General features: G+C 70.7%; 23 protein-coding genes. 12 read left to right on the top strand and 11 right to left on the bottom strand.

Annotated elements, in window-relative coordinates:
• Positions 1-1,473, top strand: a complete 1,473-nt coding sequence (locus RKD20_RS16995; protein ID WP_424878470.1) for an MFS transporter — start codon at positions 1-3, stop codon at positions 1,471-1,473.
• A gap of 4 nt (positions 1,474-1,477) precedes the next feature.
• Here the strand turns inward: RKD20_RS16995 and RKD20_RS16990 are convergent, their stop codons facing one another.
• A complete protein-coding gene (locus RKD20_RS16990; protein WP_424878469.1) occupies positions 1,478-3,688 on the bottom strand; it encodes an N-acetylmuramoyl-L-alanine amidase in 2,211 nt (736 codons plus the stop codon).
• A 290-nt stretch (positions 3,689-3,978) separates the two neighbouring features.
• Between RKD20_RS16990 and RKD20_RS16985 the strand changes: the two genes are divergently transcribed.
• The 5 genes from RKD20_RS16985 (at position 3,979) to RKD20_RS16965 (ending at position 7,763) form a co-directional block, all read left to right on the top strand.
• Positions 3,979-4,596 carry an RNA polymerase sigma factor gene (locus tag RKD20_RS16985; protein ID WP_424878468.1) on the top strand — a complete coding sequence of 206 codons (618 nt, stop codon included), beginning with the start codon at positions 3,979-3,981 and terminating at the stop codon, positions 4,594-4,596.
• The gene (locus RKD20_RS16980; protein WP_424878467.1) at positions 4,593-5,423 is read left to right on the top strand and encodes a hypothetical protein; all 831 of its coding nucleotides are present in this window, start codon (positions 4,593-4,595) and stop codon (positions 5,421-5,423) included. Before RKD20_RS16985 ends, RKD20_RS16980 begins: the two co-directional genes overlap by 4 nt.
• 322 nt (positions 5,424-5,745) lie before the next feature.
• Positions 5,746-6,408 (top strand): RNA polymerase sigma factor, encoded by a 663-nt coding sequence (locus RKD20_RS16975; RefSeq protein ID WP_424878466.1) that lies wholly within the window; start codon positions 5,746-5,748, stop codon positions 6,406-6,408.
• On the top strand, positions 6,408-7,481 hold the full coding sequence (locus tag RKD20_RS16970; protein ID WP_424878465.1) for a hypothetical protein: 1,074 nt from the start codon (positions 6,408-6,410) through the stop codon (positions 7,479-7,481). The genes RKD20_RS16975 and RKD20_RS16970 overlap by 1 nt, the downstream gene beginning before the upstream one ends.
• Before the next feature lie 144 nt (positions 7,482-7,625).
• Positions 7,626-7,763 (top strand): hypothetical protein, encoded by a 138-nt coding sequence (locus tag RKD20_RS16965; protein WP_424878464.1) that lies wholly within the window; start codon positions 7,626-7,628, stop codon positions 7,761-7,763.
• Between the two features lie 224 nt (positions 7,764-7,987).
• On the opposite strand, the gene RKD20_RS16960 is transcribed toward RKD20_RS16965, so the two are convergent.
• Positions 7,988-8,803 (bottom strand): L,D-transpeptidase family protein, encoded by an 816-nt coding sequence (locus tag RKD20_RS16960; RefSeq protein ID WP_424878463.1) that lies wholly within the window; start codon positions 8,801-8,803, stop codon positions 7,988-7,990.
• Positions 8,804-8,924: 121 nt separating this feature from the next.
• On the opposite strand from RKD20_RS16960, the gene RKD20_RS16955 reads away from it, so the two are divergent.
• Together RKD20_RS16955 and leuE are read left to right on the top strand one after the other, a co-directional pair.
• Entirely contained in the window at positions 8,925-10,505 is a 1,581-nt protein-coding gene (locus tag RKD20_RS16955; protein WP_424878462.1) for an acyl-CoA mutase large subunit family protein, read from the top strand.
• A gap of 17 nt (positions 10,506-10,522) precedes the next feature.
• Positions 10,523-11,173, top strand: coding sequence for a leucine efflux protein LeuE (gene leuE, locus RKD20_RS16950; RefSeq protein WP_424878461.1), 651 nt, complete (start codon positions 10,523-10,525; stop codon positions 11,171-11,173).
• Between the two features lie 302 nt (positions 11,174-11,475).
• Here the strand turns inward: leuE and RKD20_RS16945 are convergent, their stop codons facing one another.
• Together RKD20_RS16945 and RKD20_RS16940 are read right to left on the bottom strand one after the other, a co-directional pair.
• Positions 11,476-12,348, bottom strand: coding sequence for a class I SAM-dependent methyltransferase (locus tag RKD20_RS16945; protein ID WP_424878460.1), 873 nt, complete (start codon positions 12,346-12,348; stop codon positions 11,476-11,478).
• A gap of 64 nt (positions 12,349-12,412) precedes the next feature.
• On the bottom strand, positions 12,413-13,534 hold the full coding sequence (locus RKD20_RS16940) for an acyltransferase family protein (RefSeq protein WP_424883240.1): 1,122 nt from the start codon (positions 13,532-13,534) through the stop codon (positions 12,413-12,415).
• Between the two features lie 240 nt (positions 13,535-13,774).
• Between RKD20_RS16940 and RKD20_RS16935 the strand changes: the two genes are divergently transcribed.
• Together RKD20_RS16935 and RKD20_RS16930 are read left to right on the top strand one after the other, a co-directional pair.
• The gene (locus RKD20_RS16935) at positions 13,775-15,238 is read left to right on the top strand and encodes a glycosyltransferase family 29 protein (protein WP_424878459.1); all 1,464 of its coding nucleotides are present in this window, start codon (positions 13,775-13,777) and stop codon (positions 15,236-15,238) included.
• A complete protein-coding gene (locus tag RKD20_RS16930) occupies positions 15,235-17,568 on the top strand; it encodes a glycosyltransferase (protein ID WP_424878458.1) in 2,334 nt (777 codons plus the stop codon). Before RKD20_RS16935 ends, RKD20_RS16930 begins: the two co-directional genes overlap by 4 nt.
• A 236-nt stretch (positions 17,569-17,804) precedes the next feature.
• Here the strand turns inward: RKD20_RS16930 and RKD20_RS16925 are convergent, their stop codons facing one another.
• Entirely contained in the window at positions 17,805-18,233 is a 429-nt protein-coding gene (locus RKD20_RS16925; RefSeq protein ID WP_424878457.1) for a hypothetical protein, read from the bottom strand.
• Between the two features lie 140 nt (positions 18,234-18,373).
• Here RKD20_RS16925 and RKD20_RS16920 point away from each other — a divergent pair, with 140 nt between their 5' ends.
• Positions 18,374-19,270, top strand: coding sequence for a hypothetical protein (locus RKD20_RS16920; protein WP_424878456.1), 897 nt, complete (start codon positions 18,374-18,376; stop codon positions 19,268-19,270).
• On the opposite strand, the gene RKD20_RS16915 is transcribed toward RKD20_RS16920, so the two are convergent.
• The 6 genes from RKD20_RS16915 to RKD20_RS16890 form a co-directional block, all read right to left on the bottom strand.
• Entirely contained in the window at positions 19,260-20,528 is a 1,269-nt protein-coding gene (locus RKD20_RS16915) for an NAD(P)/FAD-dependent oxidoreductase (protein WP_424878455.1), read from the bottom strand. The genes RKD20_RS16920 and RKD20_RS16915 overlap by 11 nt on opposite strands.
• Complete coding sequence (locus tag RKD20_RS16910) at positions 20,525-20,947, bottom strand: GtrA family protein (protein ID WP_424878454.1); 423 nt, start codon at positions 20,945-20,947, stop codon at positions 20,525-20,527. Before RKD20_RS16910 ends, RKD20_RS16915 begins: the two co-directional genes overlap by 4 nt.
• A complete protein-coding gene (locus RKD20_RS16905; protein ID WP_424878453.1) occupies positions 20,937-21,959 on the bottom strand; it encodes a glycosyltransferase family 2 protein in 1,023 nt (340 codons plus the stop codon). The genes RKD20_RS16910 and RKD20_RS16905 overlap by 11 nt, the downstream gene beginning before the upstream one ends.
• Before the next feature lie 102 nt (positions 21,960-22,061).
• Complete coding sequence (locus RKD20_RS16900) at positions 22,062-22,904, bottom strand: FkbM family methyltransferase (protein WP_424878452.1); 843 nt, start codon at positions 22,902-22,904, stop codon at positions 22,062-22,064.
• A gap of 134 nt (positions 22,905-23,038) precedes the next feature.
• Entirely contained in the window at positions 23,039-24,394 is a 1,356-nt protein-coding gene (locus RKD20_RS16895; RefSeq protein ID WP_424878451.1) for an alpha-2,8-polysialyltransferase family protein, read from the bottom strand.
• Positions 24,394-25,380 carry a glycosyltransferase family 2 protein gene (locus RKD20_RS16890; protein WP_424878450.1) on the bottom strand — a complete coding sequence of 329 codons (987 nt, stop codon included), beginning with the start codon at positions 25,378-25,380 and terminating at the stop codon, positions 24,394-24,396. The genes RKD20_RS16895 and RKD20_RS16890 overlap by 1 nt, the downstream gene beginning before the upstream one ends.
• A gap of 198 nt (positions 25,381-25,578) precedes the next feature.
• On the opposite strand from RKD20_RS16890, the gene RKD20_RS16885 reads away from it, so the two are divergent.
• On the top strand, positions 25,579-26,967 hold the full coding sequence (locus tag RKD20_RS16885) for a DUF6716 putative glycosyltransferase (RefSeq protein ID WP_424878449.1): 1,389 nt from the start codon (positions 25,579-25,581) through the stop codon (positions 26,965-26,967).
• The last annotated feature ends 2 nt before the right edge of the window (positions 26,968-26,969 follow it).

Here is a 26,969-nt window from a genome sequence, read left to right as displayed (position 1 = left end):
ATGGCCGACAACCGTCGTTGGTGGGCGCTGGTCGTCATCGCGCTTGCCCAGTTGATGGTCGTGCTGGACATGACCATCGTCAACATCGCCCTGCCGTCCGCCCAGGCCGACCTGAACATGTCGGACGGGAACCGGCAGTGGGTCATCACCGCCTACACGCTCGCCTTCGGCGGGCTCCTGCTGCTCGGCGGCCGGATCGCCGACCTCGCCGGGCGCAGGACCACGTTCATGATCGGGCTCCTCGGTTTCGCCGCCGCCTCCGCGCTCGGCGGCGCCGCGACGGGCCAGGGAATGCTGTTCGGGGCGCGCGCCCTCCAGGGCGTCTTCGCCGCGCTGCTCGCGCCGTCCGCGCTGTCCCTGCTCGCGACGACGTTCACGGAACCCAAGGAACGCGCCAAGGCCTTCGGGGTGTTCGGCGCGATCGTCGGGGCGGGCGCCGCGATCGGGCTGCTCGCGGGCGGCCTGCTCACCCAGTACCTGGACTGGCGCTGGTGCCTGTACGTCAACGTGCCCATCGCGCTGGTCGCGTTCGCGGGCGCGTGGGCGATCCTCACGCCCGGCGGACGGCATCCCGACGCCCACCTCGACGTGCCGGGCGCGCTGCTCGGCTCGGCCGGGATGCTGTCGCTGGTGTACGGCTTCTCCGAGGCGTCGTCCCGGAGTTGGGGCGACGCACTCGTGGTGACCCTGCTGGTCGCCGGAGTCGTCCTGCTCGCCGCGTTCGCGGTGTGGCAGACCCGGGCGCGGGTGCCGCTGCTGCCGATGTCGGTGATCAGGGACCGGCAGCGCGTCGGCGCCTTCCTGACCGTCCTGTTCGTCACCGTCGGGATGTTCGGCGTCTTCCTGTTCCTGACCTACTACCTCCAGGGCGTCCTCGGATGGTCGCCGCTGAAGACCGGGCTCGCGTATCTGCCCATGACCGCCGCGATGATCGTCGGCTCGACGCAGATCGCCGCACGGCTGCTGGGCAGGGTCCCGCCGCGGGTCCTGATCGTGCCCGGACTGCTGACCGCCGCGGGCGGGCTGTCGATCATCGCCCAGGTCGGCGTGGAACCGGCGTACGTGTCGCACGTCCTGCCCGGGATGCTGATGCTGGGCCTCGGCATGAGCACGGCGATGATGACCTCCATCTCGCTGGCCACCGGAAGCGTCGCGCCCCGCGACTCGGGTGCGGCCTCGGCGACCTTCAACACCGCGCAGCAGGTGGGCGGTTCGATCGGTACGGCCCTGCTGAACACGATCGCCGCGAGCGTGACCGCGACCTACCTCACCGCGCACGCGGGCCCCGGCGTCGACCGGCGGCAGCTCCAGGCGGAGGCCACCGTGCACGGCTTCAACGTGGCCACCTGGTGGGCGTTCGGCGCGCTGCTGCTCGCCGCGCTCATCGCCGGAGTCGTCGTGAACGCGGAACGGGCGCCCACTCCCCAGGGTGCGGGGGAGCGGACGCCCGAGCCGGTGGACACGCTGGGCTGAGGCCCTACTTGATGTACACCAGGCCGTCCGTCGTGACCGTCGGACGGCCGCTGGTGCCGACCACCACGATCTTCACGGTGTGCTTGGCGCTGCCGGCCCAGGACTTGGTCCAGATCGCGTCGCGGTACTTCGTGGTCGAGGACTTCAGGTCCACGGTCGCGACCTTGGTGCCGTCCACGTACACGTACGCCTGCCCGGAGGTGGACGCCCGCGAGACCACCCAGGAGGCGGACCGGCCGGTGAACGTCCAGGTCAGGCTCGCGCCCTTGGAACCGCTGGAGTACGACTTCCCGCCGAGGTAGCTCGTGGAGGAACGGCTCGTCCAGCTCCCGGACTTCGTGGCCGAGGTCTCCTGGAGGATCATCGGCGTGTAGGAGGGCGACGAGGTGCGGGTGTTGCCCGCGACGTCGTCCGCCCTCATCGACCAGGTGCTCGCGGCGCCGGACTTGGCGGTGCGGCTGGAGCTGGTGGTGGTCGGGCCGAAGGTGGCCGTCGTCGGGGACAGCAGGCTCACCGACTTCAGGGCCTGGGAGTCGGTGGCCTTCCAGCTGAGGGTGACCGGGACGGCGGTGGTGTTGACCGTGCCGGTGCGCAGGGTGATCTTCGGCGTGGTGGAGAAGGCCGGCGCGGTGGTGTCGGTGGCGACGGTCAGCGCGGTGGTCGCGGGAGTGGTCTTGCCGGACTGGTGCACCGCTCGTACGGCGACCTTGTGGGTACCCGCGGCCAACGTGGTGCTCGCCGACGTGGCCGTACCGGCGACGGAGGCGACGACCTTGCCGTCGACCAGCAGCTCGAACTTCGAGATCAGCGAACTCGGCGTGGTGGCCGACCACTTCGCCGTGATCGCGCCCTTCGTGAAGTACGTCGAGCCGGACAGGGTCGCGCCGGTCAGCGAGGTGAGCTTCAGGCCCTGCACCGGGCCCGAGGCCCAGGCGCGGATGGTGGGCAGCTGGGCGTAGAGGGAGGTGCCCGGGCACTCGGTGGCGTAGCCGTCGCGGTGGCCGGATATCCGGTTGAAGGTGTAGGCGCTGCCCGCCGTGAAGCTCGTACCGGCGAGGTTCTTCTGGGTAGCGCCCGCGTTCAGCTGGACCGTCGAGCCGGGGTCGACGCCGTACTGGCCGAGCTTCCAGGCCGCGATCCGGGCGACCGAGGTGAGGGCGGCGTTCGAGGCGCCCGCGTCGGTGTAGTTGCCGAGGACCGCGATGCCGGTGGACTCACGGTTCCAGCCGTAGGTGTGTGCGCCGAGCACCGGCAGGTCCACCCCGCCCTTGCGGCCCTCGAAGATCGTGCCGCACTTGTCGACGAGGAAGTTGTAGCCGATGTCGTTCCAGCCGTTGGTCTGCGTGTGATACGCGTAGATGCCCCGCACGATCGCGGCCGAGTCGGTGCACGAGTAGTCGTTGCTGCCGTCCGTGTGGTGCACGAAGACGGCCTTCACATCGGCGTTGTACTCCGACGGGTCGGGGCTCAGCGACTCGTCGGCGCCCCAGCCGGCACGGGAGACGATCGTGGGCTCGGGGACCGTCGACGGGGGCGCGGTGGGGATGGTGGCGGTCGGCGCCGGCGTCGGGGAGCCGGTGGCGGACTGCGAGGGCGAGGCCGACGTGGCCGGGTCCGTCGGGGTCGGAGCGGCGGACGTGCTCTCGCTCCCGGTCGGCGACGGCGTCCCGTCCACGGCGAACGCCGCCGGGTCCGTGTCGTCGCCGGCGGTCCGCTGCTCCGCGGCGGTCGCGATGCCCGGGTCGACGAGGTTGACCTCAAGTCCCTTGGGCAGTCCGGCACTCGTGCTGCCGTCCTCGTGGACGACCTGCACCTGCACGCCGTCCGAGGGGCCGACCCACAGCGGTTCGGACGCGCCGCGCGCGCCGCTGCGCTCGTCGGGGTCCTCCGGCGGGTCGATGTTCGTCTCCAGGTCCTGCCAGGCGGTCCACTCGCCCGTCTCACTGCTGCGGGTGCGGACCTGCGCCTTGCCCTCCAGCGGCTTGGTCACCCCCGTCCACGAGACACCCAGCAGCGAGAACTGCTTGGTCTCGGTGCGCGGCAGCTCCCGCTTGCCGGCCTCGGTGCTCTTCAGTGTCAGGTCGTACACCTTCACCGGCCGCTTGGGCTGCACGTCCCCCGCGGTGTCGGCCGACGGACTGGCGACGGCGTAGGTCGCGATGCCGCCGCCTCCCAGAACCACCGCACCGAGTGTCAGCCACGCCCGCCGCTTCATGCTCAGCGGTCTGTACGCACGGCTTTTACGACGACTCACTACCCCACCCCTGAATTGGTCAACAGACCCTGAATCCGGTCACAGAAACACCACCTGTCACACAGGTGGCATCTACAACAGCGTACGGAGACCCACAGGCGTCACGCGCGTCCTTTGCGAGGTGCCCGGGATGTCCGACCTGCTGTGACACTTCTGTGAGGTCCGACGCTGTTGACCGTGGGGGACATGGGCAAGGGCGACCGTGCCGGACGGTGCGGAATCGCCACGAACCGGTACGGACGGGAAAGTTTTTGGGCCAGGGAGGGGAACCCCGCCGCGTGCAGGCGTACGACGGGGAACTGGGTGCGGCCGTCGCGCGGGCCCAGGAGGGCGACGAGACCGCCTTCGCGGTCGCCTACCGGTTGGTGCAGCCCGGACTGCTCGGGTATCTGCGCGGGCTGGTCGGGGAGGACGCGGAGGACGTGGCGTCGGACGCCTGGCTGGAGATCGCCCGGGACCTGGGCCGGTTCAGGGGCGACGGGGCGGGCTTCCGGGGCTGGACCGCGACCATCGCCCGGCACCGGGCCCTGGACCATCTGCGCCGGCAGAAGGTGCGGCCCCGGTCGTCGGCGCTGGAGCAGGACATGCTGGACCTGCCCGGCCCGTACAGCACCCACGACCAGGCGCTGGAGTCGCTCTCCACCGAGTACGCCCTGGAACTGGTCCGGGGGCTGCCGCGGGACCAGGCCGAGGCGGTGCTGCTGCGGGTGGTGGTGGGACTGGACGGCCCCGCAGCGGCCCGCGTCCTCGGCAAGCGTCCCGGCGCGGTGCGCACGGCCGCGTACCGGGGTCTGAAGCGGCTGGCGCAGCAACTCGGCGTCGAGAGTGTGACGGAAGACGGCTCCCGGACGCTGGGGGAGTCGACATGACAGGTCAGGACGCCACGTCGGACAGGAACGGACACGGCATGGGTGACGAGCGGAGCGGCGATGCCTCCGGCCGCCGGCATGCGCGCCCGGCGAAGGCCGTGCGGGGGCGGGCACGAGGCGACGGCTCGGCGCCCGGCCGTGAGCAGTCGTACGACCTTGGGTCCCCGTCCGGCGACACCCGTCTGGAAGCTGTGCTCGCCGCGGCCATCCGCGGGGAGAAGTGCGAGGACGAGGGGGAGCGGCGGGCCGTGGTCGCGTTTCGGGCGGCGAGGGACGCCGGCGAGCATCGGGCGCGGACACGGCGGCGGGACGACTGGCGGCCCCGCACGCGGCGGAGCCGGGCGCGTTCGTTGAGGGCGACGCTCTCCGTGCTCCTGGCGAGCCTCACCCTCGGCGGGGTCGCGTACGCGGCGATCGGCTCGGCGGGCGGCGGTCATGACCGGGGCGCGGCGCGGGAGTCGGACGTACGCCCGAGCGTCTCGGCGAGCACCCCGGCCGAGTCGCCCGGCGGCGTGCCGTCCTCCGCCTCCGCTCCTTCCGGCCGCCCGCCCACCGCGAAGGACACTCTGGCCCACTGCCGTGCCTACGAGAAGCTCGGGGATCACGGCAAGGCGCTGGACTCCACGGCGTTCCAGCGGCTCGTGGCGGCGGCCGGCGGCGAGGCGAACGTCAGCGCTTACTGCACCGCGCTGACGGACGCGGCCGACGCGAAGGGTGCGAACGGGGCCAAGGGCGCGGGGAACGCGGGCGGCGCGAAACCGGGGAAGCAGAAGGACAAGGCGAGCGGCGGGCAGAACGCGGACGGGAACAAGTCCGGCAAGCAGTGACGCGGCACGGCCGAGGCGACGGCCGGGGCCGCCACCCCCCACAGGAGAGGCCCCGGCCGTCACGCGGCACGGGCCGCGCGGCGGCCCGTACTTTCTTCAGCGTCGTGAGTGCGGTTTCTGTCACACCCCACCGGACCGGCTCCGGATCACGAGGTCGTTGCATTTTGTACTGACATGGACGAGCAGCGGTTTCAGGTCGTAACGTGCCTTTCGCGCCGGGCGCGGAAGTTGATGATCAACGCGACTCTCGAACGATCACCACAACCCCTCGACGGCTCGAAGCGGCGACCATCGATCGCGACCACGTATTGAGGATTCACGGGTGCTGGGGGACGACGCGGAGTTGACTGCCGCGGTGCTTGCGGCACAGGACGGGGACGAGACCGCGTTCCGGACTGTGTACCGCGCGGTGCACCCGCGGCTGCTCGGATACGTCCGGACGCTGGTCGGCGATCCGGACGCCGAGGACGTGGCCTCCGAGGCCTGGCTCCAGATAGCCCGTGACCTGGACCGTTTCGACGGAGACGCGGACCGTTTCCGCGGCTGGGCCGCCCGGATAGCCCGCAACCGCGCCCTCGACCACATCCGGATGCGCGGCCGCCGCCCCGCCGTCGGCGGCGACGAGACCGAGCTGACCGGGAAGGCCGCCGAGTCGGACACCGCGGGCGAGGCCATCGAGGCGCTGGCCACCGGCACCACCCTCTCGCTCATCGCCCGGCTGCCCCAGGACCAGGCGGAGGCCGTGGTGCTGCGCGTGGTGGTCGGCCTGGACGCCAAGACCGCCGCCGAGACCCTGGGCAAGCGTCCCGGCGCGGTACGGACGGCCGCGCACCGGGGTCTGAAACGGCTCGCCGAGCTCCTCGGCGAGGATCCGGAATCGGCCGGTGTGCTCGACGCCCTGCCGCCGCAGCGAGAACCGCAGACCAGTGCGGTGACGTCCGCGAGTGTGACGCATATGCGCCCGCGGACGCAGAAGGACATGTGATGGCCGACGAGAGCTACAGGTGGCTGGACCTCGAGACAGCGGAGCGGTTGCTGCGCGGCGAGTCACTGGAAGCTGTCGACGAGGCCGCCCGCGACCAGGCCGAGCGGCTCGCGAAAACGCTGGACGCGCTGACCGCCGAACCCGCCCCGACCAGCGGCGAACTCCCCGGTGAGGAGGCCGCGCTGGCCGCGTTCCGCAAGGTGCGCGCGGATCGTGCGGACGACTGGGTGAGCCCGCCCGCCCGGGACCGGCAGCGGACCGGAACCGGCTCCGCCGACGGCGGTCTCGTGCGGATCGGCGCCCCGGACACGGGGGCCGGCCGTCCCCGCAGGCGGCGTCCCGCGCACCTCGGACTGGCCGCCGTACTGGCCGTCGGGATGGTGGGCGGAGTGGCCGTCGCGGCCGGAATTCGAGTCCTGCCGCACCTCGGGGACGGCGAACCGGAACCCGCGGCGACGGTGTCGGCCGCCGCCACCCCGGACCACCGGCGCGTCTCGCCGTCGCCCACGGCCCCGCAGGTCGTGCCCTCGCCCGGGGGCTCCCCCTCCGGTGGGGCCGGCTCCCGGGACACGGCACGCGGCGGCACCGGAGCGACGCCCGACAAGGGGTCCGAAGGGCTGGGCGTACGGCCCCGCCGCGACTGGAACGGAGCCGCCTCGGCCTGCCGGGACGTGCGCGCCGGAAAGAAGCTCGACTCGACCCGCGAGCGCTCCCTGGAGGGCGCGGCGGGCGGCACCTCACGGGTCTGGAAGTACTGCAGGGGTGTCCTGTCCGGCACCGGCACCCGCGACACCGAGTCCGCCCCCGACGACCGCAAGGGCGACGGCAAGGGCGAGGACACCGGCGACCACGAGGACAACGACAAGAGCGGCCACGGCGACGGGAAGGGTGACGGGCACGGCCGGGGCGACGAGCACGGTCACCACGGCAATCAGTTCACGTCCCCCGGCAAGAACCACCACGCCCCCGACGGCGGCACCGCCTCCGAGGTCCCGCTCGACACGACCCGGGCAACGATGTCACCGGATCCGGGTCCCGATCCGGGACCGAGCCCGTCGTACAGCGCACTCTGACCGTCCCTACGCCACTGACCCGCACTTTTCTCACCCGCCCCGGCTTCGGTCGCGGTGGGTGTGACGTTCTTGGCCGAAGCGGCGCGGTACTGAGTGAGCCAACTGGTCACCGGTTACGACACCGTCTGCCGAGGGAGCCCGTTCATGGCACCTACACGTGAGTTCTGGAGAACGATCCAGCTGGCCGTGGAGAAGGACACCTGGACCGCCCGTCTCGTTGTCGTTCTCCTCTTGCTGGGGGCCACGACACTCGGGGCCTGCGTTCTGCTCGCCGCCCACTGAACCGCCCCCCGCGCGCTCCTGACCTGCGCTTTCTCTCCTGTCGAGGTTTCCGTCGCGGTGGGTGTGACGTTTTCGGGGGCCGGAGCGCAGTAGTGAGTGAGCCGACTGGTCATCGGCCGTCGCACAGAGCCGGGGTTCCCCCCGTACCTACGGCTCGTGCACCTGGCGCGGGCGGGACACGTTCCCCCGGTCCCGTCCGCGCCCCTAATTCCTTCTCGCGCGAATCACCAGTGGACGACGACCTTGTCGCCGTTGCGCACCTGGGCGTACAGGTCCGCGATCGCCGTCTCGTCCCGGACGTTGACGCAGCCGTGCGAGCCGCCCGCGTATCCGTTGGCGGCGAAGTCGGCCGAGTAGTGCACCGCCTGGCCGCCGCTGAAGAACATGGCGTACGGCATCGGGGAGTCGTAGAGCGTCGACACATGGTGCCGTGACTTCCAGTAGACGCTGAACACGCCCTCACGGGTCGGCGTGCCCACCGAGCCGAAGCGGACCGACACGGTCATGACCGTCCGCCCGTCGATCATCCAGCGCAGGGTCCGGCTCGTCTTGCTGATGCACAGCACCCGCCCGGTCAGACAGCGCGCGTCCGGCGCGTCGGCCGGTTGGCCGCCCATCAGATACAGCTCCCACTTGCCCGGCTCGTGCGTCATGGCCTTCAGCCGCTTCCAGGTGACCGTGTCGGTCCGCCCGGTCCTCGGCAGCCCGCGCTTGCCCTGGAACCCCTTCACCGCCCGCTCGGTGAGATCGTCGTACGACCCGGTCGGCCCGTCGTAGAGCCACGCGACCTGACGCAGCCGGGCCTGCAACTCCCGTACGTCCCGCCCGGAGTCACCCCGCGACCACAGCACGGCGGCGGGCGCGGCGGCCGGAGCGGACGGTGTCGTACTCGGTTTCGGGGCGTCGTCCGCCGGTGGCGTACTGCGCTCCGGGACCTCGATCCGCACCGGCAGGCGCCGCTTGCCGTCCCCGTCGGCGGTCCGCACCGTGCAGCCGCAGGCCAGCGCCAGGACCAGCAGCGCGGCGAACGATCTCCCCATGCCCGTACTACGCATCCGGACCCCCAGTCGTCTCACCGGCATCCCCTGATGTCTCCCCCCGGACGGCCGGTCGCGAACGACCCGGCGGCGCTTCGCCCGAGACCGCAATACGGTGGTGGGCATGACGCGTGAGTCGGAGTCCGGACTGCCCATCGAACCCGTCTACGGTCCCGAGGCCCTTCGGGGCTGGACCCCCGAGGAGAAGCTCGGCGAGCCGGGCGGGTACCCCTTCACGCGCGGCGTGTACCCGTCGATGTACACGGGCCGCCCCTGGACCATGCGCCAGTACGCCGGTTTCGGCACGGCGACCGAGTCCAACGCCCGCTACCGGCAGCTGATCGCCCACGGCACGACGGGACTGTCGGTCGCCTTCGACCTGCCCACCCAGATGGGCCACGACTCCGACGCCCCGATCGCGCACGGCGAGGTCGGCAAGGTCGGGGTCGCCGTCGACTCGGTCGACGACATGCGGGTGCTGTTCGACGGGATCCCGCTGGACCAGGTCTCCACGTCGATGACGATCAACGCGCCGGCCGCCCTCCTGCTGCTCCTGTACCAACTGGTCGCCGAGGAGCAGGGCGTCGGCGCCGACCGGCTGACCGGCACGATCCAGAACGACGTGCTGAAGGAGTACATCGCGCGCGGGACGTACATCTTCCCGCCCAAGCCCTCGCTGCGGCTGACCGCCGACATCTTCAAGTACTGCAAGGCGGAGATCCCGAGGTGGAACACGATCTCGATCTCCGGCTACCACATGGCGGAGGCGGGTGCCTCGCCCGCGCAGGAGATCGCCTTCACCCTCGCCGACGGCATCGAGTACGTGCGCACGGCGGTCGCGGCCGGCATGGACGTCGACGACTTCGCCCCGCGTCTGTCGTTCTTCTTCGTCGCGCGGACGACGATCCTGGAGGAGGTCGCCAAGTTCCGCGCGGCCAGGCGGATCTGGGCGAAGGTGATGCGGGACGAGTTCGGCGCGCGGAACCCCAAGTCGCTGATGCTGCGCTTCCACACGCAGACGGCCGGGGTGCAGCTGACGGCCCAGCAGCCGGAGGTGAACCTGGTCCGGGTCGCCGTCCAGGGCCTGGCGGCGGTCCTCGGCGGCACGCAGTCGCTGCACACCAACTCCTTCGACGAGGCCATCGCCCTGCCGAGCGACAAGTCCGCGCGGCTGGCCCTGCGCACCCAGCAGGTGCTGGCCCACGAGACCGACGTGACCGCGACCGTGGACCCGTTCGCCGGCTCGTACGCCGTCGAGAGGATGACCGACGACGTCGAGACGGCCGCGCTGGACCTGATGCGCAAGGTCGAGGATCTCGGTGGCGCGGTCGCCGCCATCGAGCAGGGCTTCCAGAAGAACGAGATCGAGCGCAACGCCTACCGGATCGCCCAGGAGACCGACTCCGGCGAACGGGTGGTCGTGGGCGTCAACCGCTTCCGACTCGACGAGGAGGAGCCGTACGAACCGCTCCGCGTCGACCCCGCCATCGAGGCCCAGCAGGCCGAACGCCTCGCGAGGCTCCGCGCCGGACGCGACCGGTCCGCGGTGGACGCGGCCCTCTCCGCCCTCAAGAAGGCGGCCGAGGGCGAGGACAACGTCCTGTACCCGATGAAGGACGCGCTGAAGGCCCGGGCGACGGTGGGGGAGGTGTGCAACGCGCTGCGGGAGGTGTGGGGCACGTATGTCCCGACGGACGCGTTCTGAGTGCGACACTCGATCCCATGTTCGGTGTCATAGACCTCCCCACCTATCTGGTCGGCCTCGTCCTGATCGTCCTGCTGCCCGGGCCCAACTCGCTGTACGTCGTCTCCGTCGCCGCGCGGCGGGGAGTGCGGGCCGGGTACACCGCCGCGGCCGGAGTGTGGTGCGGGGACGCCGTGCTGATGACCCTGTCGGCGGCGGGGGTCGCCTCGTTGCTCCAGGCCAACGCCGTGCTCTTCGGGATCGTGAAGTACGCGGGGGCCGGGTATCTGACGTGGCTCGCGGTGGGGATGCTGCGGGCCGCGTGGGGGCTGTGGCGGTCGCGGCGGTCGCCCTTGGCCGAGGCGGAGGTCTCCGACGCCGGTCCTGGTGAGCGGCCGTATCGCAAGGCTCTGGTGATCAGCCTGTTCAACCCCAAGGCGATCCTGTTCTTCGTCGCCTTCTTCGTGCAGTTCGTGGATCCGGGGTACGCCTATCCGGCGCTGTCCTTCGTCGTCCTCGGGGCGTTCGCGCAGGCGGCCAGCTTCCTGTACCTCACCGCGCTGATCTTCGGTGGGACGAGGCTGGCGTCCGCGTTCCGCAGGCGGCGGCTGCTGTCCGCGGGGGCGACATCGGCGGCGGGGGCGCTGTTCCTCGGGTTCGCCGTGAAGCTGTCACTCGCTAGCGCGTGATCCCTCGGCCGACGTATACGACGGCTGCTCGTCGCCCGTGACCACCCGCACCGACTCCGGCAGCCGCGGTGCCTCGACGCCGACCGCCACCAGCGTCCAGTGCGGGCCCCGGGACGCGTCGAAGAGCCGGGTCTCACCGAGCTTGCCGTCGGGGGCGCGGAGCCCGCCCGGTGCCGTGCGGGTCTCCTCCGTCAGTGACGACTCCCGGTACCCCGGGCCCAGTCGGCGGGCCGTCCAGGAGGCCGGCCGGGGCCCCGGAGCGAAGCACCGCCCCGGCTTCGGGATCGAGCGGCAGTACCGGCCTACCGGGCCCTGACCTTGCGCACGGCGCGTGTGACGACGGGTGGCAGCAGGTCCACGGCGATCCGGCGGGCCGGGGAGCGGCGCGGCTTCGGAGGAGGGCTCGGTGCGGCCACGGGTGCCACGTAGTGCCGGGAGCGCGGGAACGGCGGTGCCTGCATCTTCTGCGCCCGCGCCCGCACCAGCCGGTGACCGGCCGCCTCCTGCACACTCAGGCCCACGTCCGTGCGCTCCCGCAGCATCGCGAGGAGCTCCTCCTGGACCGGTTCCGGATCGCCCCAGGTCGCGTACAGCTTCTGCGTGCTGAGGCAGATCGGCCGCAGATCGCGGTTGAGCACCGCCTCCCACACGGCGACCGAGACGCCCGGGGTGTGCTCGGACCGGAAGTCGTCCAGGACGACGATCCCGTCGGGGAGCAGGATCTCGCGGGCGGCGCCGATGTCGCCGTACACGTGCTCGTACAGGTGCGAGGCGTCGATGTGGACGAACCGGCAGGTGCCCGGAGCCACTTCGCCCGGGACGACCGAGGTGGGCCCCTCGATCACCCTCGGCAGGGCGTCGTGGAAGGAGAGGTAGTTCCGCTCGAAGGCCTGCCGGGTGAGGGAGGCGTACGACTTCGTGGCCTCCGCGCGGTTGGCGCCGTCCGGTGCCTCGCCCCCGAACAGGTCGCACACCGTGAACCGCTCGCCGTCCCGCAGGTGCTGCCCGAGCAGGATCGCGCTCTTGCCCATGTACGCGCCCAGTTCCAGCAGGTCACCCGGTTTCTCCTGGCGCTGCAGGAACCAGCTGAACAGCATCTGGTCGAGCGGCGGGAACCATCCGGGTACGTCACGGAGTTCACCGGGATACCTGTACGTGTGCTGTGCGTCACCCATGAGACCAGTCTGCTCGTCCAGCGGCGGCGGAGCGGTCGGCGAAGCGAACGTCAGGTGAACAGCGTCAGAGCGTCTTGTTGAGCGCGGTCCGCAGCCGCGGGGTGAGCCGGTCCTCCACGAAGCGGTTCAGCAGCCAGGCCAGGGTCAGCATCGCGGCGAGGGTCAGGGCGAAGGTCACGGCCGACGGCAGGCCCAGGTCGCGGTGGAGGACCTTGATCACCACCCAGCCCAGGTGCTCGTGCACCAGGTAGAAGGGGTACGTCAGGGCCCCGGCCACCGTCAGCCAGCGCCAGTTGGCCCAGCTCAGCCAGCCCAGCGCGATCGCGGCGACCGCGACGAAGCCGAAGGCGACCACCAGCACGATGCCCAGCGAGGTGCGGTGGGCGAAGGCGTGGGGGTCGGACACGTTCCACAGCGACCGGACCGCGTAGTGCTGCCCGATCAGGAAGCTGACCGCCACGATGCCCCACGCGTACACGTCCCGCCGGTCGCGGTGGACGAGGTAGAGGCCGACTCCGCCGATGAAGTAGGAGGCGTACTCGGGCATGAACACCACGTCGAGCAGCGGCTGGTGCGCGGCCTGCGTGATCGCCGCCGCCAGCGTCCAGCCGGCACAGAACATGATCACCCGGCGCCGGGAGGCCCCGGGCAGGACCACGCACAGCGCGAACAGCACGTAGAAGCGGACCTCCGCCCACAGCGTCCAGCAGACGCCGAGCACCCGGTCGACGCCCAGCGGCATCTGAAGCATCGTCATGTTCACCAGGACGTCGCTCGGCGACAGCGCCTTGTAGGCGACCATCGGCAATGCGAACACCGCCGTGACCAGCAGAACCGCCGCCCAATAGGCGGGCAGCAACCGGGAGGCGCGGGAGGCGAAGAACGACTTCAGGGGCCGGCCCCAGCCGCTCATGCAGATCACGAATCCGCTGATCACGAAAAAGACCTGGACGCCGAGGCAGCCATAGGAGAAATAGGTGTGCAGCGTCGGGAACTGGCGTTGCGCGGAGCTTCCCCAGGACTGGGTGATGTCACCGCCGCGGCCGCCGTAGTGGTACGCGGCCACCATCAGCGCGGCCACCAGCCGCAGTCCGTCCAGGGCCCGCAGCCGGTTCTCCCGGGGGCGCGGCGCGGGCAGTGGCCCTTCCGGCCGCCGGGGCAGGTCGGGTGCCGGCCGGACGGTCATGCTGGTCACGGAAATCCCCTTCGCAAGCTCCGAAGAGCCTATGTCACTCCTGTGGATGCGCCTCAGCACGTTAGTCCGAATCACGGCGATGTCTTACTCGCCGGATCAACGATTGGCCTTCTGGTCCCGGTGAGTTCACCTGAACGTCGTTTTGACTTCCTAAGTTCGCCCAGAATCCCCCCACGTCGCAGTAAACCCAAGAACTTGCCTTTGCTTTGGCAAGAAAACAACAGGAGTGCCATGACGACGGTCCAGAACAGGCGTGCACGCGCGCGTGGAGGGGAGCTGGACGACTGCTTGCGCGCCTGCGCGGCGCACAGCGGCAAGGTGGTCGGCAGCATCGACCGCCGCCGTGTCGAACTCGGCGAACAGTTGCGCAAGCTGCTCGTCGTCTGGGGCACCACCGCCACGGCCACCCCGGCGGCGCCCGCCCCGTCCGGCGCGACCGCCCTCCTGAAGCGAGCCGTCAAGGGTGCCGCGAGCCCCTCGTCGAACATCCCGGCCGAACTGCTCGACGCCCTGCTGGCCGTCGCCAACAAGGCCCTGGAGTGCGGCTACGACGACGAGCTGAACCTCGCCCTGATCATCAGCGACACGGTCCTCGCCCAGCGGAAGAACTCCCGCGCCGGCTGGCGGCTGCGCGCCCGGCTCCTGGAGGTACTCGGCGAGGAGGCCGAGGCCCTGGAGGCGTACGAGAAGTACCTGAGCCTCACCGACGACGACGGCTTCGGTGTCCGCGCCCGGATCGCGGGGCTGCGCATCGCGGGGCAGAAGGAGCGCGAACTCCTCGAACTCCTCAAGGGCCAGGTCCCCGGCGCCCGCGCCTTCGCCGGCCGCCCCGCCACCGACGTGTGGGCCGAGGGCCTGGCCGCGCACGCCGTCGGCGACTGGGCCGAGGCCGAGCCGCGGCTGGTGGGAGCGCTCCTCTCGCTGGCCGGCGAGAACGCCCCCGTGCAGGAGCGGCAGGAACTGCTCAGCCAGTACCTCGAAATGCGCTCCACCGAGGACACCGACGGCGCGGCGCTCACCCGGGCCGTCGCGCTCTACGCCGAGCAGCGCCGCAACCGCATGCGAGGCCCGGTCGACGACCCCACCATCGGCGGCGTGCAGTGGATCACCCTCGGCGAGTTCCGCAACCAGATCGCCGGCAAGTCGATCTGCCTGATCGCCAACTCCGGGCGCGTGGGCGCGAGTTCGATGGGCGCCGAGATCGACGCGTACGACCTCGTCGTCCGCTTCAACTCGTACCGGGTCGACCCGAGGCACACCGGCGCCAGGACGGACATCCACGTCACGATCCACAAGCACGGCTTCAACTGGGACCAGCAGGTCACCACCCGCCTCGTCTTCGGCGGTGTCTCCGGCGACTGGAAGTACTCGCTGCGCAACCGCCTGGTGCCCGGCGCCCAGACCTACCTCGGCGACGAGTCGCTGCGCTGGCCCCTACGCAACATCGGCAAGGTAGGCACCGACGTCTGGTCCGGCATCCCGACCTCCGGCTTCAACATGCTGTGGCTGCTGGACTTCCTCGACGTGAGCCCGAAGCTCGACCTGATCGGCTTCGACTTCTACGAGAGCGGTGCCTACCGGGTCCAGGAAGCGATGAAGCTCGCCATCACGTCCGTGCACGAATACACCAGCGAGAAGGCATGGGTCATGGAGCGGGCCCAGAGCGTGACCGACATGAGGATATCCCTGCGATGACCACCAACTCCCTGATCGGGACCACCGCCCCCCTGGCCCCGGTGACCGACGCGCACGCGCTCACCGGCAAGCGGAAGATCGCCTTCGCCAGCTTCGTCGACGAGAACTACCTGCCCGGCTTCCTCGTCCTGCTGAAGAGCCTCGCGCTGACCAACCCGGACGTGTGCGAGGACTTCGTCGTCCTCTACGACGACCTGCGCCCCGGCTCGATCGCGCAGATCCGCGCCCTGCACCCGCGGATCGTCCTCCAGCGCGTCGACGCCGACCGCTACGACTCGTACAAGAAGGGCGACCAGGACAACTACCTGGTCCGCAAGGCGTACTTCATCCTGGACGTCTTCAGGATCCGCGCGTACGACACCATCATCACCCTCGACACCGACATGGTCGTCCTCGGTGACCTGAGCGAACTCCTGCGGCTGCGCGAGGGGCTCGCGGCCGTCCCGCAGTTCTTCTACGGGCAGCACAAGCTCAACTCCGGTCTGCTGGTCATCCAGCGCGAGTACCTGAGCGACGACTTCTGCGCGAAGATCGACAAGTGCGGCCGCTCCGGCGACTACGAGCTGGACAAGCACGACCAGGGCATCCTCAACGCGGTCCTGGACGGCGACTTCGTGCGCCTCGACGCCCGCTACAACTTCGTCAAGCGGCGGCTGTCCGGCGACCTCGCGGTCCCCGACGACACCGCGATCCTCCACTTCACCGGGCGCCACAAGCCCTGGCAGGGCGGTGAGGCCGGGTACAGCCGGGCCGAGGAGCGCTGGCGCGAGTTCGGGCTGTCCGACGCCGAGTTCCAGGCCGCCTACATGGCGCAGCAGGGCGGTCTGCACCACGACCTGATCGTGCACTACGGCACCCCGCACGTCGCCCGCACCGGAGACGTCGAGGCGGCCCGCAAGGTGGCCGCCGCCCACATCTCCTCCGGCGACTACCAGGACGCCGTCGACATCCTCAGCGGCGTCCGCATCCCGCTCGACGAGGCCTGGCCGCACGAGGTCCTCGGGCACGCCCTGATGAGCGTCTCCCGCTACGACGAGGCGAAGACCCAGCTCCTGCTGGCCTCCGCCGCCCCCAACCGGGCCGCCACCGCCTACGCCCGCCTCGCCCAGATGGCCTGGGTGCACGGCGACAACACCGAGGCCCTGCGGCACGCGACCGCCGGCATGGCCGTCGACCCCACCCACCGCCCCAGCCGCCTGTGGGCACAGCGTGCCTCCGCCGTGCCGGCCCAGGAACTGGGCGCCCCCGAGGACCAGTTGGCGCACGTCGCCTTCTACATGGACCGGCAGGGCAACGCGGGCGACAAGCTCCTCCCGGAGAGTGTCCGCTCCGCCTTCGGCCCCGACACCACCTCCCGCCGCTGGCACTCGGTGCACGCCCACCGCCTCTTCGACGAGGGCGCCCTCCAGCGCGTCAACCGCCGTCGCGGCCTGGTCATCGGAGGCGGCGGCCTGTTCATCCCGGACACCATGCCCAACGGCAACAGCGCCTGGCAGTGGAACGTCCCGGACGCACTCCTGAAGCGCATCGACGTGCCCGTCGCGGTCTTCGCCGTCGGCTTCAACGCCTTCGACGGCCAGTCCTACCGGGCGAACCGCTTCCGCGACTCGCTACGGCTCCTCGTCGAGAAGTCGGCCTTCTTCGGACTGCGCAACCACGGCTCGATCGAGAAGGTCCGGGCCATGGTCCCGTCCCACCTCCACGACAAGATCCGCTTCCAGCCCTGCCCCACGACGGTCACCCGTCAGCTGGTGCCCGGCTGGCAGGACCCGGCCAAGCGCGACGACACGATCCTCGTCAACGCCGCCTACGACCGCGCGGGCCTGCGCTTCGGCCACGACTACGGCTACTTCCTGGCCCAGATGGCCAAGGCCGTCCGTGACCTGGGCGAGCTGGCCGAGGTCCAGTGCGTGGCGCACTCCCTGGACGACGAGAAGATCGTCTTCGACCTGCGGCGCGAGCACGGCATCTCGATGCCGGTCATCCCGATGTACGACTTCGAGAACAAGGAGATCCTCGACCTCTACGCCCGCACCAAGCTGGTCATCGGCATGCGCGGCCACGCGGGCATGATCCCCTTCGGCTGCGGCACCCCGATCATCAGCCTCATCTCGCACCCGAAGATGGCGTACTTCCTGCGGGACATCGAGCGGCCCGAGTGGGGCGTCTCGGTCCACGACCGCCACCTCGCCGACCGACTGGTGGAGCGCTCGAAGGAACTCCTCGCCGACCACGACAGGACGGTCGCCGACGTCCACGGCCGCCAGCAGGAGCTGTGGAAGGTCACCGAGGCCAACGCGGCCGACCTGCGCGTCCTCCTGGGCGGCTGAGCACACGTCATGACGACGACACTGGCCGACGACACGACCGTACGGCCCACCGCGCGCAGCGGCCGCCGCTCCCCCCTCAGGTGGGCGGCGGTCGCCGTGCCGTCCGCGGCCGCCGTGGTGTACGCCGTGCTCACCCGCGGACTCACCGGCGACCTCCACTACGTCCTCGCCGCCCTGCGCACCGGCCGCGCGGCCGACTACTCCCCCTCCGAGGTCTTCACCCACCGCCCGTTCTTCTACCGGTGGTTCGTCGCCCTCCTGGACCGGCTCGCCTTCTTCGGGGGCACGGCGGTGCGCGAGGCGGTGATGAACGCGGCCGGCGTCCTGCTCGCCGCCGCCGCGGCCTGCGCCCTGTACGCGGCCCTGCTGCGCCGGACCACGGTCCGCGAGGCCGCGGTGACGGCCGGCGCCACCGGGCTCGCCCTGGCCCTCGCCCCCCGCAACGACTTCCTCCAGCCGGAGTGGACGGCCGTCGTCCTCGCCGCCTTCGCCGTCGCCGCCGCCCTCGGCCCCCGGCGGCCCTGGCCCGCGGCCCTGCTCGCCGCGCTGCCACTCGGGCTCGCGGTGATGATGAAGTACTCCACCGCCGCGACCGCCGCGATCGGGGTGCTCCTCGTCTTCGCGGTCGACCGGGGCCGGGCCGTACGCATCTCCCTGATCGGCATCCCGGCCGCTCTGGCCCTGTTCGGGCTCAGCGTCCTCGCGGGCACCCGCGAGTGGCAGTGGACCGAGGACATGCCGCAGATCAACCAGTCCGCGATCGGCAGGGACCGGCATCCGCCCGCACTTCATCCTCGAACGCACGGTGGACTTCCTCGCCGACCGCGCGGTCACCAGCCCGGTGCTGCTGCTCCTGCCGGGCGCGCTGCTGCTCGTCCTTACCCGGGTGCGGGGCCGGCTGCGCCGCACCGAACTCCTCGTGATCGCCGCGCTCATCGGCCTCGCCGCGCAGGCGGTCGTGGTCGTGCAGGGCAACTGGTTCCTGTACCACGGCGCGCAGATGCCCGTGGTGGCCGCGGTCGTCTGGGGTGTCGCGGTGGGCGGCGCGCGCAGATCCCCACCGTGGTGCTTCGGGGTCGTGTCCCTGCTGTACGGCGTACTGCCCGTGCTGTACGCCCAGTTGCCCGGCAGGTTCCAGCGGCCGTGGGAGGTCTGGGCGGCCGGACTGCTCGCCCTGCTCGCGGCAGCGCTGGACGTCCTGCTGGAGAAGCGGCTGCGGAACCGCTCGGCCGTCCTGGTCGCCCTGTCCGGAGTCGTCCTGCTGGCCGCGAGCATCTGGCCGGGCTCCCCGCACCTGGTGCTGCACGGCAAGGTCACCGTCACCGGCTCCGGGTACCTGGAGCAGCAGCGGCGCACGGCGGACCAGGTCGACCGGATCGCCGCCGAACTGCCCGCCGGCGCCCCCGTGCTGTACCTGGCCTTCGGCGAGACGGCGTACGACCTCGACCACCCGGCCCGGTGCCGCTACCCGATCGCTACCTTCCTCCAGCGCACCCGCTATCTGCCGGACGTGGCCGACCTGAAGTCGTTCAAGGAGAACGCCGACTGCGTCGACCACGACCCGGCCCCGTACGCGGTGCTGGAGCGGCCCTGGTTCCAGCCGGGCCACGTCGACCCGGAACTGTGGCGCCGGGTCACCGCCGTGTACGACTGCCCGCCCGGGAACCCGGGGGAGCGGCTGGTGCTGTGCGTCAGGCGTTGAGCCCGAGCGCGGCGGTGACCTCGCGGGCCATCGCCACCGAGTAGCTCTGCCCCCGGTCCTGCGGGTAGATCTGCGCCATCGTGGCCAGCGTGACCCGGCTCATGGGCGTCTCATGCGCCGGGATCAGCGCCCGGTACCCGGGCGTCACCACCGGCTGCGCGAACCCGGCCTTCGAGAAGTGCCAGGTCTGGATCCAGGACCTCTCGAAGGCCGGGTTGATCCGCTGCAGATACGGCACGAACGCGTCGAGCAGCTCGCCCGGGTCCGTGGTGAACCGCCAGTCCTCGCGCTCCACGTAGTTGCCGACGTAGAGGATGTGCCGGCCGCCGTACACGGACGGGTCGATCATCTTCGTGTGCTCGACCACCGCGAGGAACGGGAAGTCCGGCTCGTTGATGTTGAGCCAGTAGTACGGGATCGCGCTGCGGTCCAGTTCCAGGACGAAGCAGGTGGCGCCCAGGTACTGGTTCTTCCACACCGCGCTGTCGTCGGGCAGCCCGGCCGCCTTCGCGAAGGCGGGCTGCGGGGTGGTCACGATCAGCCGGTCGAAGGCGTACGACGATCCGTCCGCGCAGGTCACGACGGCCTCGTCGGCCCCGTCCTGCCGGATCGACTCCACCGCCTTGCCGAACTCCACCTTCCCGCCGCGCTCCTCGATCCCGTCCTTGAGCGCCGCGTAGACCCGCTCGAACCCGCCGTCCACATAGCCGAGTTCGAAGGTCCGGCAGTGGATCCGCGCCCACAGCCACGCCATCGACACCTGTTCGGCACGGTCGCCGAACTTGCCGCGCAGCAGCGGCTCCCAGATCGCGGCGGTGGCCTTCTTCCCGGCCCATCTGCGCAGCCAGGCCAGCGCGGTGAGGTCGTTGTAGCGGTCGCCCTTGCGGACCGCCTTCAGCAGCGCCGACGAACCGGCGAAGCGCACGGCGTCGACCGGCCCGAACTCCGGGTGGCGCAGCATGTCGAAGGGCGTGGTGAAGTCGATCAGCTGTCCGCCCCGGTAGATGCCGGTGGTCGGCTTGTGGAAGCGCAGGGCGTCACCGAGCCCCAGCTCCTCGATGAGCGCGATCATCGCCCTGTCGCTGCGGAAGATGTGGTGGTAGTAGCGCTCCAGCGGAACCCCGCCGACCTCCAACGACGCTGCCAGGCCGCCGAGTTCGTCGGCCGCCTCCAGGACGGTGACCTGGTGTCCGGCGCGTACGGCGTCCCAGGCGGCGGTGAGGCCGGTGGCACCCGCGCCGATGATGCCGAGGTTCATGCGAAGCTCCACTTTCTGTTGAGCACGAACTGGAGCGCCAGGACCAGGGGCAGCGAGGCCGCCTTGATCATGTTGGCGTCGATCCCCAGGCCGTCGGTGAAGGCGAGGAAGAGCAGGTTCGTCAGGGCGATGCCGGTCAGGCCGACGGCGTAGAACCGCAGGAAGCGCACGACGAGGCGGTCGCGGCGCTCGAAGGTGAACCGCGCGTTCAGCACGAAGTTGTTGGCGATGCCGAGCGTGGTGCTGATCGCGTTGGCGAACTGCTCGTTCATCCCGGCCGCGTTGTGCAGCAGCAGGAAGACGACGAGGTCGAGGACGACCCCGCTGCCGCCGATCAGGGTGTAGCTGAGCAGCTGCCGGGACAGCCGTCGCCGGGCCGGAGCGGTGCCGGTCGCGGTCGACGTGGTGTCAGCGGTCACCGTCGCCGCCGATCACGTCGCGCACCAGATACAGCGGCCGGCCCTGCGCCTCGCTGTAGATGCGCCCGACGTACGCGCCGATGACGCCAAGGGACAGCATCTGCGTGCCGCCCAGGAACAGCACGACGCACATCATCATCGTCCAGCCGGAGACGGTGATGTCGGGGCGGAAGAACTTCATCGCGAGCGCGTAGACGATGCCGAGCAGCGACAACGCGAGCACCACGAAGCCGAGCCGGGTGATCATCTTCAGCGGGGCGGTGGAGAAGCTGGTCATGCCGTCGATCGCGAGGCGGGCCATCTTGCGCAGCGGGTACTTCGTCTCGCCCGCGAACCGTTCGTCCCGGTCGAAGGCCACCTCGGTCTGCCGGTAGCCCATCGAGGCGACGATCCCGCGGACGAAGCGGCTGCGCTCCCGGTACTTGCGCAGCTCGTCCGCGACCCGCCGGTCAAGGAGGCGGAAGTCCCCGGTGTCCAGCGGGATGTCCACGTCGGTGGAGGAGCGCAGGACCCGGTAGTAGAGGTGGGCGGTGGCCCGCTTGAACGCGGTGTCCTGGCGGGAGCGCCGACGGGCGTGCACGATCTCGGCACCCTGCCGCCAGGCGTCCACCAGCTCCAGGCTGACCCGCGGCGGATCCTGCAGATCGGTGTCCATCACGATCACCGCGTCACCCCGGGCGACGTCGAGACCTGCGGTGATGGCGATCTGGTGCCCGAAGTTGCGGGCGAAGTCGACGACGCGGACCCGCTCGTCGTTCTTGGCGAGGTCCTTCAGGATCGCCAGGGAGCCGTCGCCGGAGCCGTCGTTGACGTACACCAACTCGTAGTCGAACTCAGGGCGTTCACCGAGCGCCGTGGCCAGCTCGGTGTGGAACGCCTTGATGCCGTCTTCCTCGTTGTAGACCGGGAGGACGTACGAGACGAGGGAGCGGCGAACGGGCTCCGGTCCCGGCGGCGTCAGCTCTGCCGGGACGACATCGGGTATTCGCGGTCGAATGTCCTGCTGGGGCATTCGGAGAAGCTATGGAAGGTCTGTGAACTTCCGTCGAACTGGCCGTGGCCGGAAGCCGTCCGCCCTGTCTCGCTTCCCTTTCGCCCCCGGCCGGCCGGTGTGTCAGTCGTGCGGAGTGAACAGGAGGTTCCGCGTCCTGTGCGGCCGGGGCGCGTACCACGGGACGAGCGTGCCGTCGTCCTCGGTGACCCAGTGGCAGTCGTAGCCGAGAGGGTCGAACTCGGCGAGGAGGATCTGCATGTCCGCGTCCCGCAGCGCTTCCAGCAGCACGGTCGGCCGGTCGCGCTTGAGCACCTGGCGGGCCCCCTTGAGGACCGACAGCTCGTGACCCTCGACGTCGATCTTCACGAGGTCCAGCCTGGTCTCGGCGAACACCTCGTCGAGGCACACCAGCCGGATCCGCTTCTGCTCGGCGTCGGGGGCACCGCCCTCCAGGGTCGACCCCGTGGACAGGAGGTTGCCCGCGAAACGGACGCTGATCTCGGCCCAGCCCGCCTCGCCGGACACGCCCGCCTGGTGGAGCTTGACGTTCTGGGCGGCGTTCGACCGGACGTTCACCGAAAGGCGGGCGTGGATCTGGTCCACGGGCTCGAAGGAGTGGACCTTCGCCTTCGGGTTGCCGAGGGCGGCGATCATCGAGAAGTACCCGACGTGCGCCCCGACATCGGCGATCGTCGTGCTCTTCGCGGCGAGCCGGGACCAGGTGGCGAGGCTGCCGGGCTCATAGCCGAACCGGCCGTTCCACAGCGTGTCCAGAGCGACCGCGTCGTCATTCACGCAGAACATCACGAAGGGCGGGCAATAAGGGGAGTCGATCTCCACATAGCCGCGATACGGAAACTTTTTCCGATGGGTGCGGATGATGTCGCTGGTGGCGACCGGCCGGACGGATGGTGCGTGCGCCAGCATGCGGGCGTTGGCTTCTTCGAGCTGGGGGATACGCATCCCGCGATGGTAGGGGGGCGGTGTGGACTTGTCACAGGTTCCGCAGCTCGCGAAAAGGCCAGGTCATGAGCGTATGACCTGGCCTTTCGCGAAGGGTCGCGCACGCGTTTCCCGTGGTTCACCCAGTGTTTCGCCTAGCGTTTCACAGCCTTCTTCAGCGCTCGCGCCCGCCGCACCACACGGCGCGCGGTGGAACTGCGCGGCAGGAATGTCAGCCGCTCCGGAATTCCGCCCGGCAGCCCCAGCGACGTCAGGCGCTTCTTCCGGAAATAGCGGCGGGTACGCGGGCCGAAGTGCTGGGAGAGAAAGCGTTCCGCGGCCGGGCGCAGCGACGGGTAGATCTGCGGCTGCAGGGTGAAACCGAGCGCGGTGATCAGGGCGTTGAGGAGGTCCGCGGGAACGGCCTCCTGCCCCTCTCGGCCCTCCAGGTCCGGCAGCACCGCGTCGGCCAGCACCACCGGGACCCGGTTGCTGTTCTGGTACGGCGTCAGCCGTTCCAGAAGCAGCTCGGTGCCGACACGGGCGGCCGGCAGGTCGTAGAGGGCGGAGGCCGTGAACAGCGCGGTGGAGAAGCAGCCGACGACCAGCGCGGGCCGCGCCTTGGCGAACAGCACCTCGGCGAGCACCGGGGTGTCGAGGACGGTGAGGTCCACGCCGAGCTTCTCGGCCTCGGCCTCAAGGGCCCGGCTGTAGCGGGCCGGTGCGCTGGGGTGCGGCTTGAACACGACCGAGCGGTGCCCGCCGGCGACCGCGCCCTTCAGCATCCGTACGTGCAGGTCCTCCTCCTCCGCGGGGGAGAGGATGTCCAGCGCGGAGAGGTACTGGCCGAGCAGGAGCGCCGCGTTGTCCGGCAGGGGCGGCAACTCCTCGACGGCGGCGGTCAGTTCGCCCATCGCCTTCAGGAACGCGGACGTCGGCACCACGACCGGCGGTACGTCGAACTCGGTCAGCAGCATCGGCGTCAGGCCCGCGACCAGGTCCAGGTGGAGCAGGCGGCGCACCCGCGTGCCGACCAGCGGGTCGAGCTTGTTGCGGGTCGGGCCGTAGCTCATCAGGCCGTCGGCGTAGACGTCGACGGGGGCACCGGTGAAGATCTGGGCGACGGTGAGCGCGGGGGTGACCTGGATGGACTCCAGGACCAGCTCCACACGGTCCTCGCCGAGGCCCCACAGCAGCCGCAGATAGCGCTCGAAGAGGGGGATGTCGTCCGGGCGGGGTGTCCAGGAGCCCGGGTGGAAGGGGCGGATCGCCTCGTTCCAGGACAGCACCTCGTCGAAGTGGTCGCGCAGCGGTGCGAAGCCCGGCATCTCGTCCAGCGGCGTCGAGGTCTCCGGTGTCGCCGTGTTGTTGAACACCAGCAGCACCCGGCGCTCGGGCTCCTCGAAGAGGTCGGAGTCGATCGCGGCGGCCAGGGTGACCGCGCCGTACAGCGTGGAGGCGCAGAAGATCTGGGTCGTAGCAGGGCTGTTGCGGGAGCTGGTCGGGGACATCACGCGGCCGCCTTCGCAGTAGTGGCCCGCCGCCGCAGCCGCCGCAGCTTGGCGGAGCGGCGCAGGTCCATGGTGTCGAGCACGTCACCGAGCATGTCCTGCGGCATCCGCTTTATGGCCGCCGCGCTCATCGCCCGCAGCTGCCTGGCCACGGACGGCTCCCACTTGGACTCGTCGGAGAGATGGTGGGCGATGATCGCGCAGTAGGTGCGCACCGCCTTGGGCAGCAGCCGGTCGGCGTCCCGGTCCGCCGCCGTCTCCTCGATGACCTGGTCGAAGGCGCGGATGAAGTCGAGCTGGCGGGCGTCGCCGATCTGGGTGAGGGAGGAGGCCACCCCGCGCCGGTAGAACACGCCCAGCAGGCTCACCACGGCGAACGACTCGGCCTCGCGGTGCAGCTTCCAGATCCACGGCCGGTCCTCGGCCGTGCGCAGCCCGTCGGTGAAGTGCAGCAGGCCCCGGTCGAGCAGCCGGCGGTGGTAGGCGCCGGCCCACGCGTACGCGTAGTCCACGGACGTCGAGCGGTCGGCGGGCAGGATCGCGTCCCGCGGGTTCAGCACCTCGTTCCGCCGCCCGATCGGGACCCGGTGCACGGTCCGGGCGCGCGCCACGGTCTGCACATGGTCGGTGCGGACGAAGTCGCAGCCCAACTCCTCGATGGCGGCGACCAGCTGGGTGAGGTAGCCCGGCGCGAGCCAGTCGTCGCCGTCCAGGAAGGTCAGATACTCGCCGCGCGCCGCGTCCAGGCCGGTGTTGCGCGCGGTGGCGAGCCCTCCGTTCGTCTCGTGGTGGAGGACCTGCACCTGGGCGACCTTCGAGAGTTCCTCGGCCGCACGGTCGAGAATCGCCGGAGTTTCGTCCTTGGATTTGTCGTTCACCAGCACGAACTCGAAATCTCGCCGCGCATTCATGCGAAGACTTCGGAGGGTGTCCGGGGCGTATTGCTGCACGTTGTAGAACGGCACGATGACGGAGAGCTTAGGCACCCGCGAAACGCTAGAAGGCGGTCCGGCAGCGGAACTTTCCGGCAAGGGGACTGCGGGTGAACTCGATGTGTCGGAACGGTGCATCCCGTGTACTTCCCGGTCTTCGGCGGGCCAGTTCGGCTCTCGGTGGGCTGTTGTTAACTTTTCGTTGATTCGTGGTTGGGCAGGACCTCGAATTTGCTTCCTAGCGTCGTCGTCGTGCCGCCAAGTACAACGAAGTCCCTTCGAATCGCCGTCCTCGCGGACTCGGACACCCGCTGGAAATGGGGTGCGCTGACCGCCGACCGCATAGCCCCGGGCCCGTCCATGGAAGCCGGACCCCGAGGCGAGGCGCAAGTCGGCCTCGCGCTGGACGGATACCTGCTGCGCGGGCGGGCCACGCCCACCGCACGCCAGCTCGAAGAGGTCGGCGTGCGCGCGGACTCCCTGCGGGAGGTCACCGCCGTCGAGTTCCTGCGCGCCATGGCCGAGACGTCGTACGACATCGTCGTGCTGGCCCTCGTCGGCGGCGGCGTCCAGGCCATGCTGCACGGCCTGGCGCGCGTCTGGGACGGCCTGGACAAGGAGCCCGGTGCCAGGAAGCGTCCCGTCGTCGTCACCGGCTATGTCGGCGTCGTCTACGAGAAGCTCGCCGACGGTCTGCTCCTGCGGCACGGGGCCGACCTGGTCCTCGCCAACTCCCGCCAGGACGCCGAGCGTTTCCGCGCGGTGTACGAGGGCGTGGGCGCGGACGCCTCGTCGGTCACGGAGGTGGCGCTGCCGTTCCTCGGCGGGGCGGCCTACGAAGGCGAACACGACCCGTACACCGTGGTGTTCGCGGTCCAGCCCTCGGTGCCGGACAACCGCAGGGACCGCGTGTACCTGCTGGACCGCCTCATCCGGCACGCCCGGCTGCACCCCGAGCGCGAGGTGCTGCTCAAGCTGCGCTCCAGGCCCGGCGAACACACCACACACATCGAGGAGCTGCCGTACCAGAAGCTGATCCAGCGGCTCGAACCGCCGGCCAACTTCCGTCTGGTCTACGGCAACATGGGCGAGGTCCTCGACCGGACCGACCTGCTGGTCACCATCAGCTCCACGGCCGCACTGGAGTCACTGCACCGGCGCATCCCCACTGCGGTCCTCACCGACCTGGGCATCCGCGAGGTCCTCGGCAACCACCACTTCGTGGGCTCCGGCTGCCTCGCCTCCTGGGACCAGCTCGATGCGGGCCACCGGCCGGTGCCCGACGAGGAGTGGGTGGCCCGGCAGGGCGTCGTTGCTGGGGGCACCTCCCAGACGGAGTCTGGGGGAGGCAGCTACGCCGAGGCGTTCGACGCGGCCCGTGAGCGCATCGCCAAACTGCTCGCCTCCCCCGAACGGCCCCCGCTGACCCCGTACTACACACCCGTCACCGCCCCCGGCTACCTCCCCGGCATCCTCGCCCGCCACCACCTCGGCCCCGACGGCACGCCGCTGCCCGGCGCCCCCGCCCACGACAAGGAGCCGGGCCCGGTGCGGCAGATCGTGCGCCGCGCGGCCCGGGGCGCCTACCGGCACGGGGTGCAGCGCGTGGCTCCGGTCATCCGGCGGATGGGGGAGCTGTGACC

The organism is Streptomyces sp. SLBN-8D4 (assembly GCF_049739545.1).
Classification (GTDB): Bacteria; Actinomycetota; Actinomycetes; order Streptomycetales; family Streptomycetaceae; genus Streptomyces; species Streptomyces canus_C.
Note: the sequence above shows the minus strand (reverse complement) of the source record. Positions and strands in the feature narration are given on the sequence as shown.

What these genes read in the sequence shown, in the direction of transcription:
- RKD20_RS16995 (WP_424878470.1), top strand. Translation starts at nt 1, where the DNA reads ATGGCCGACAACCGTCGTTGGTGGGCGCTGGTCGTCATCGCGCTTGCC.
- RKD20_RS16990 (WP_424878469.1), bottom strand. Translation starts at nt 3,688, where the DNA reads ATGAAGCGGCGGGCGTGGCTGACACTCGGTGCGGTGGTTCTGGGAGGC.
- RKD20_RS16980 (WP_424878467.1), top strand. Translation starts at nt 4,593, where the DNA reads ATGACAGGTCAGGACGCCACGTCGGACAGGAACGGACACGGCATGGGT.
- RKD20_RS16970 (WP_424878465.1), top strand. Translation starts at nt 6,408, where the DNA reads ATGGCCGACGAGAGCTACAGGTGGCTGGACCTCGAGACAGCGGAGCGG.
- RKD20_RS16965 (WP_424878464.1), top strand. Translation starts at nt 7,626, where the DNA reads ATGGCACCTACACGTGAGTTCTGGAGAACGATCCAGCTGGCCGTGGAG.
- RKD20_RS16960 (WP_424878463.1), bottom strand. Translation starts at nt 8,803, where the DNA reads ATGGGGAGATCGTTCGCCGCGCTGCTGGTCCTGGCGCTGGCCTGCGGC.
- RKD20_RS16955 (WP_424878462.1), top strand. Translation starts at nt 8,925, where the DNA reads ATGACGCGTGAGTCGGAGTCCGGACTGCCCATCGAACCCGTCTACGGT.
- leuE (WP_424878461.1), top strand. Translation starts at nt 10,523, where the DNA reads ATGTTCGGTGTCATAGACCTCCCCACCTATCTGGTCGGCCTCGTCCTG.
- RKD20_RS16945 (WP_424878460.1), bottom strand. Translation starts at nt 12,348, where the DNA reads ATGGGTGACGCACAGCACACGTACAGGTATCCCGGTGAACTCCGTGAC.
- RKD20_RS16940 (WP_424883240.1), bottom strand. Translation starts at nt 13,534, where the DNA reads ATGACCGTCCGGCCGGCACCCGACCTGCCCCGGCGGCCGGAAGGGCCA.
- RKD20_RS16935 (WP_424878459.1), top strand. Translation starts at nt 13,775, where the DNA reads ATGACGACGGTCCAGAACAGGCGTGCACGCGCGCGTGGAGGGGAGCTG.
- RKD20_RS16930 (WP_424878458.1), top strand. Translation starts at nt 15,235, where the DNA reads ATGACCACCAACTCCCTGATCGGGACCACCGCCCCCCTGGCCCCGGTG.
- RKD20_RS16925 (WP_424878457.1), bottom strand. Translation starts at nt 18,233, where the DNA reads ATGCCGATCAGGGAGATGCGTACGGCCCGGCCCCGGTCGACCGCGAAG.
- RKD20_RS16915 (WP_424878455.1), bottom strand. Translation starts at nt 20,528, where the DNA reads ATGAACCTCGGCATCATCGGCGCGGGTGCCACCGGCCTCACCGCCGCC.
- RKD20_RS16905 (WP_424878453.1), bottom strand. Translation starts at nt 21,959, where the DNA reads ATGCCCCAGCAGGACATTCGACCGCGAATACCCGATGTCGTCCCGGCA.
- RKD20_RS16900 (WP_424878452.1), bottom strand. Translation starts at nt 22,904, where the DNA reads ATGCGTATCCCCCAGCTCGAAGAAGCCAACGCCCGCATGCTGGCGCAC.
- RKD20_RS16895 (WP_424878451.1), bottom strand. Translation starts at nt 24,394, where the DNA reads ATGTCCCCGACCAGCTCCCGCAACAGCCCTGCTACGACCCAGATCTTC.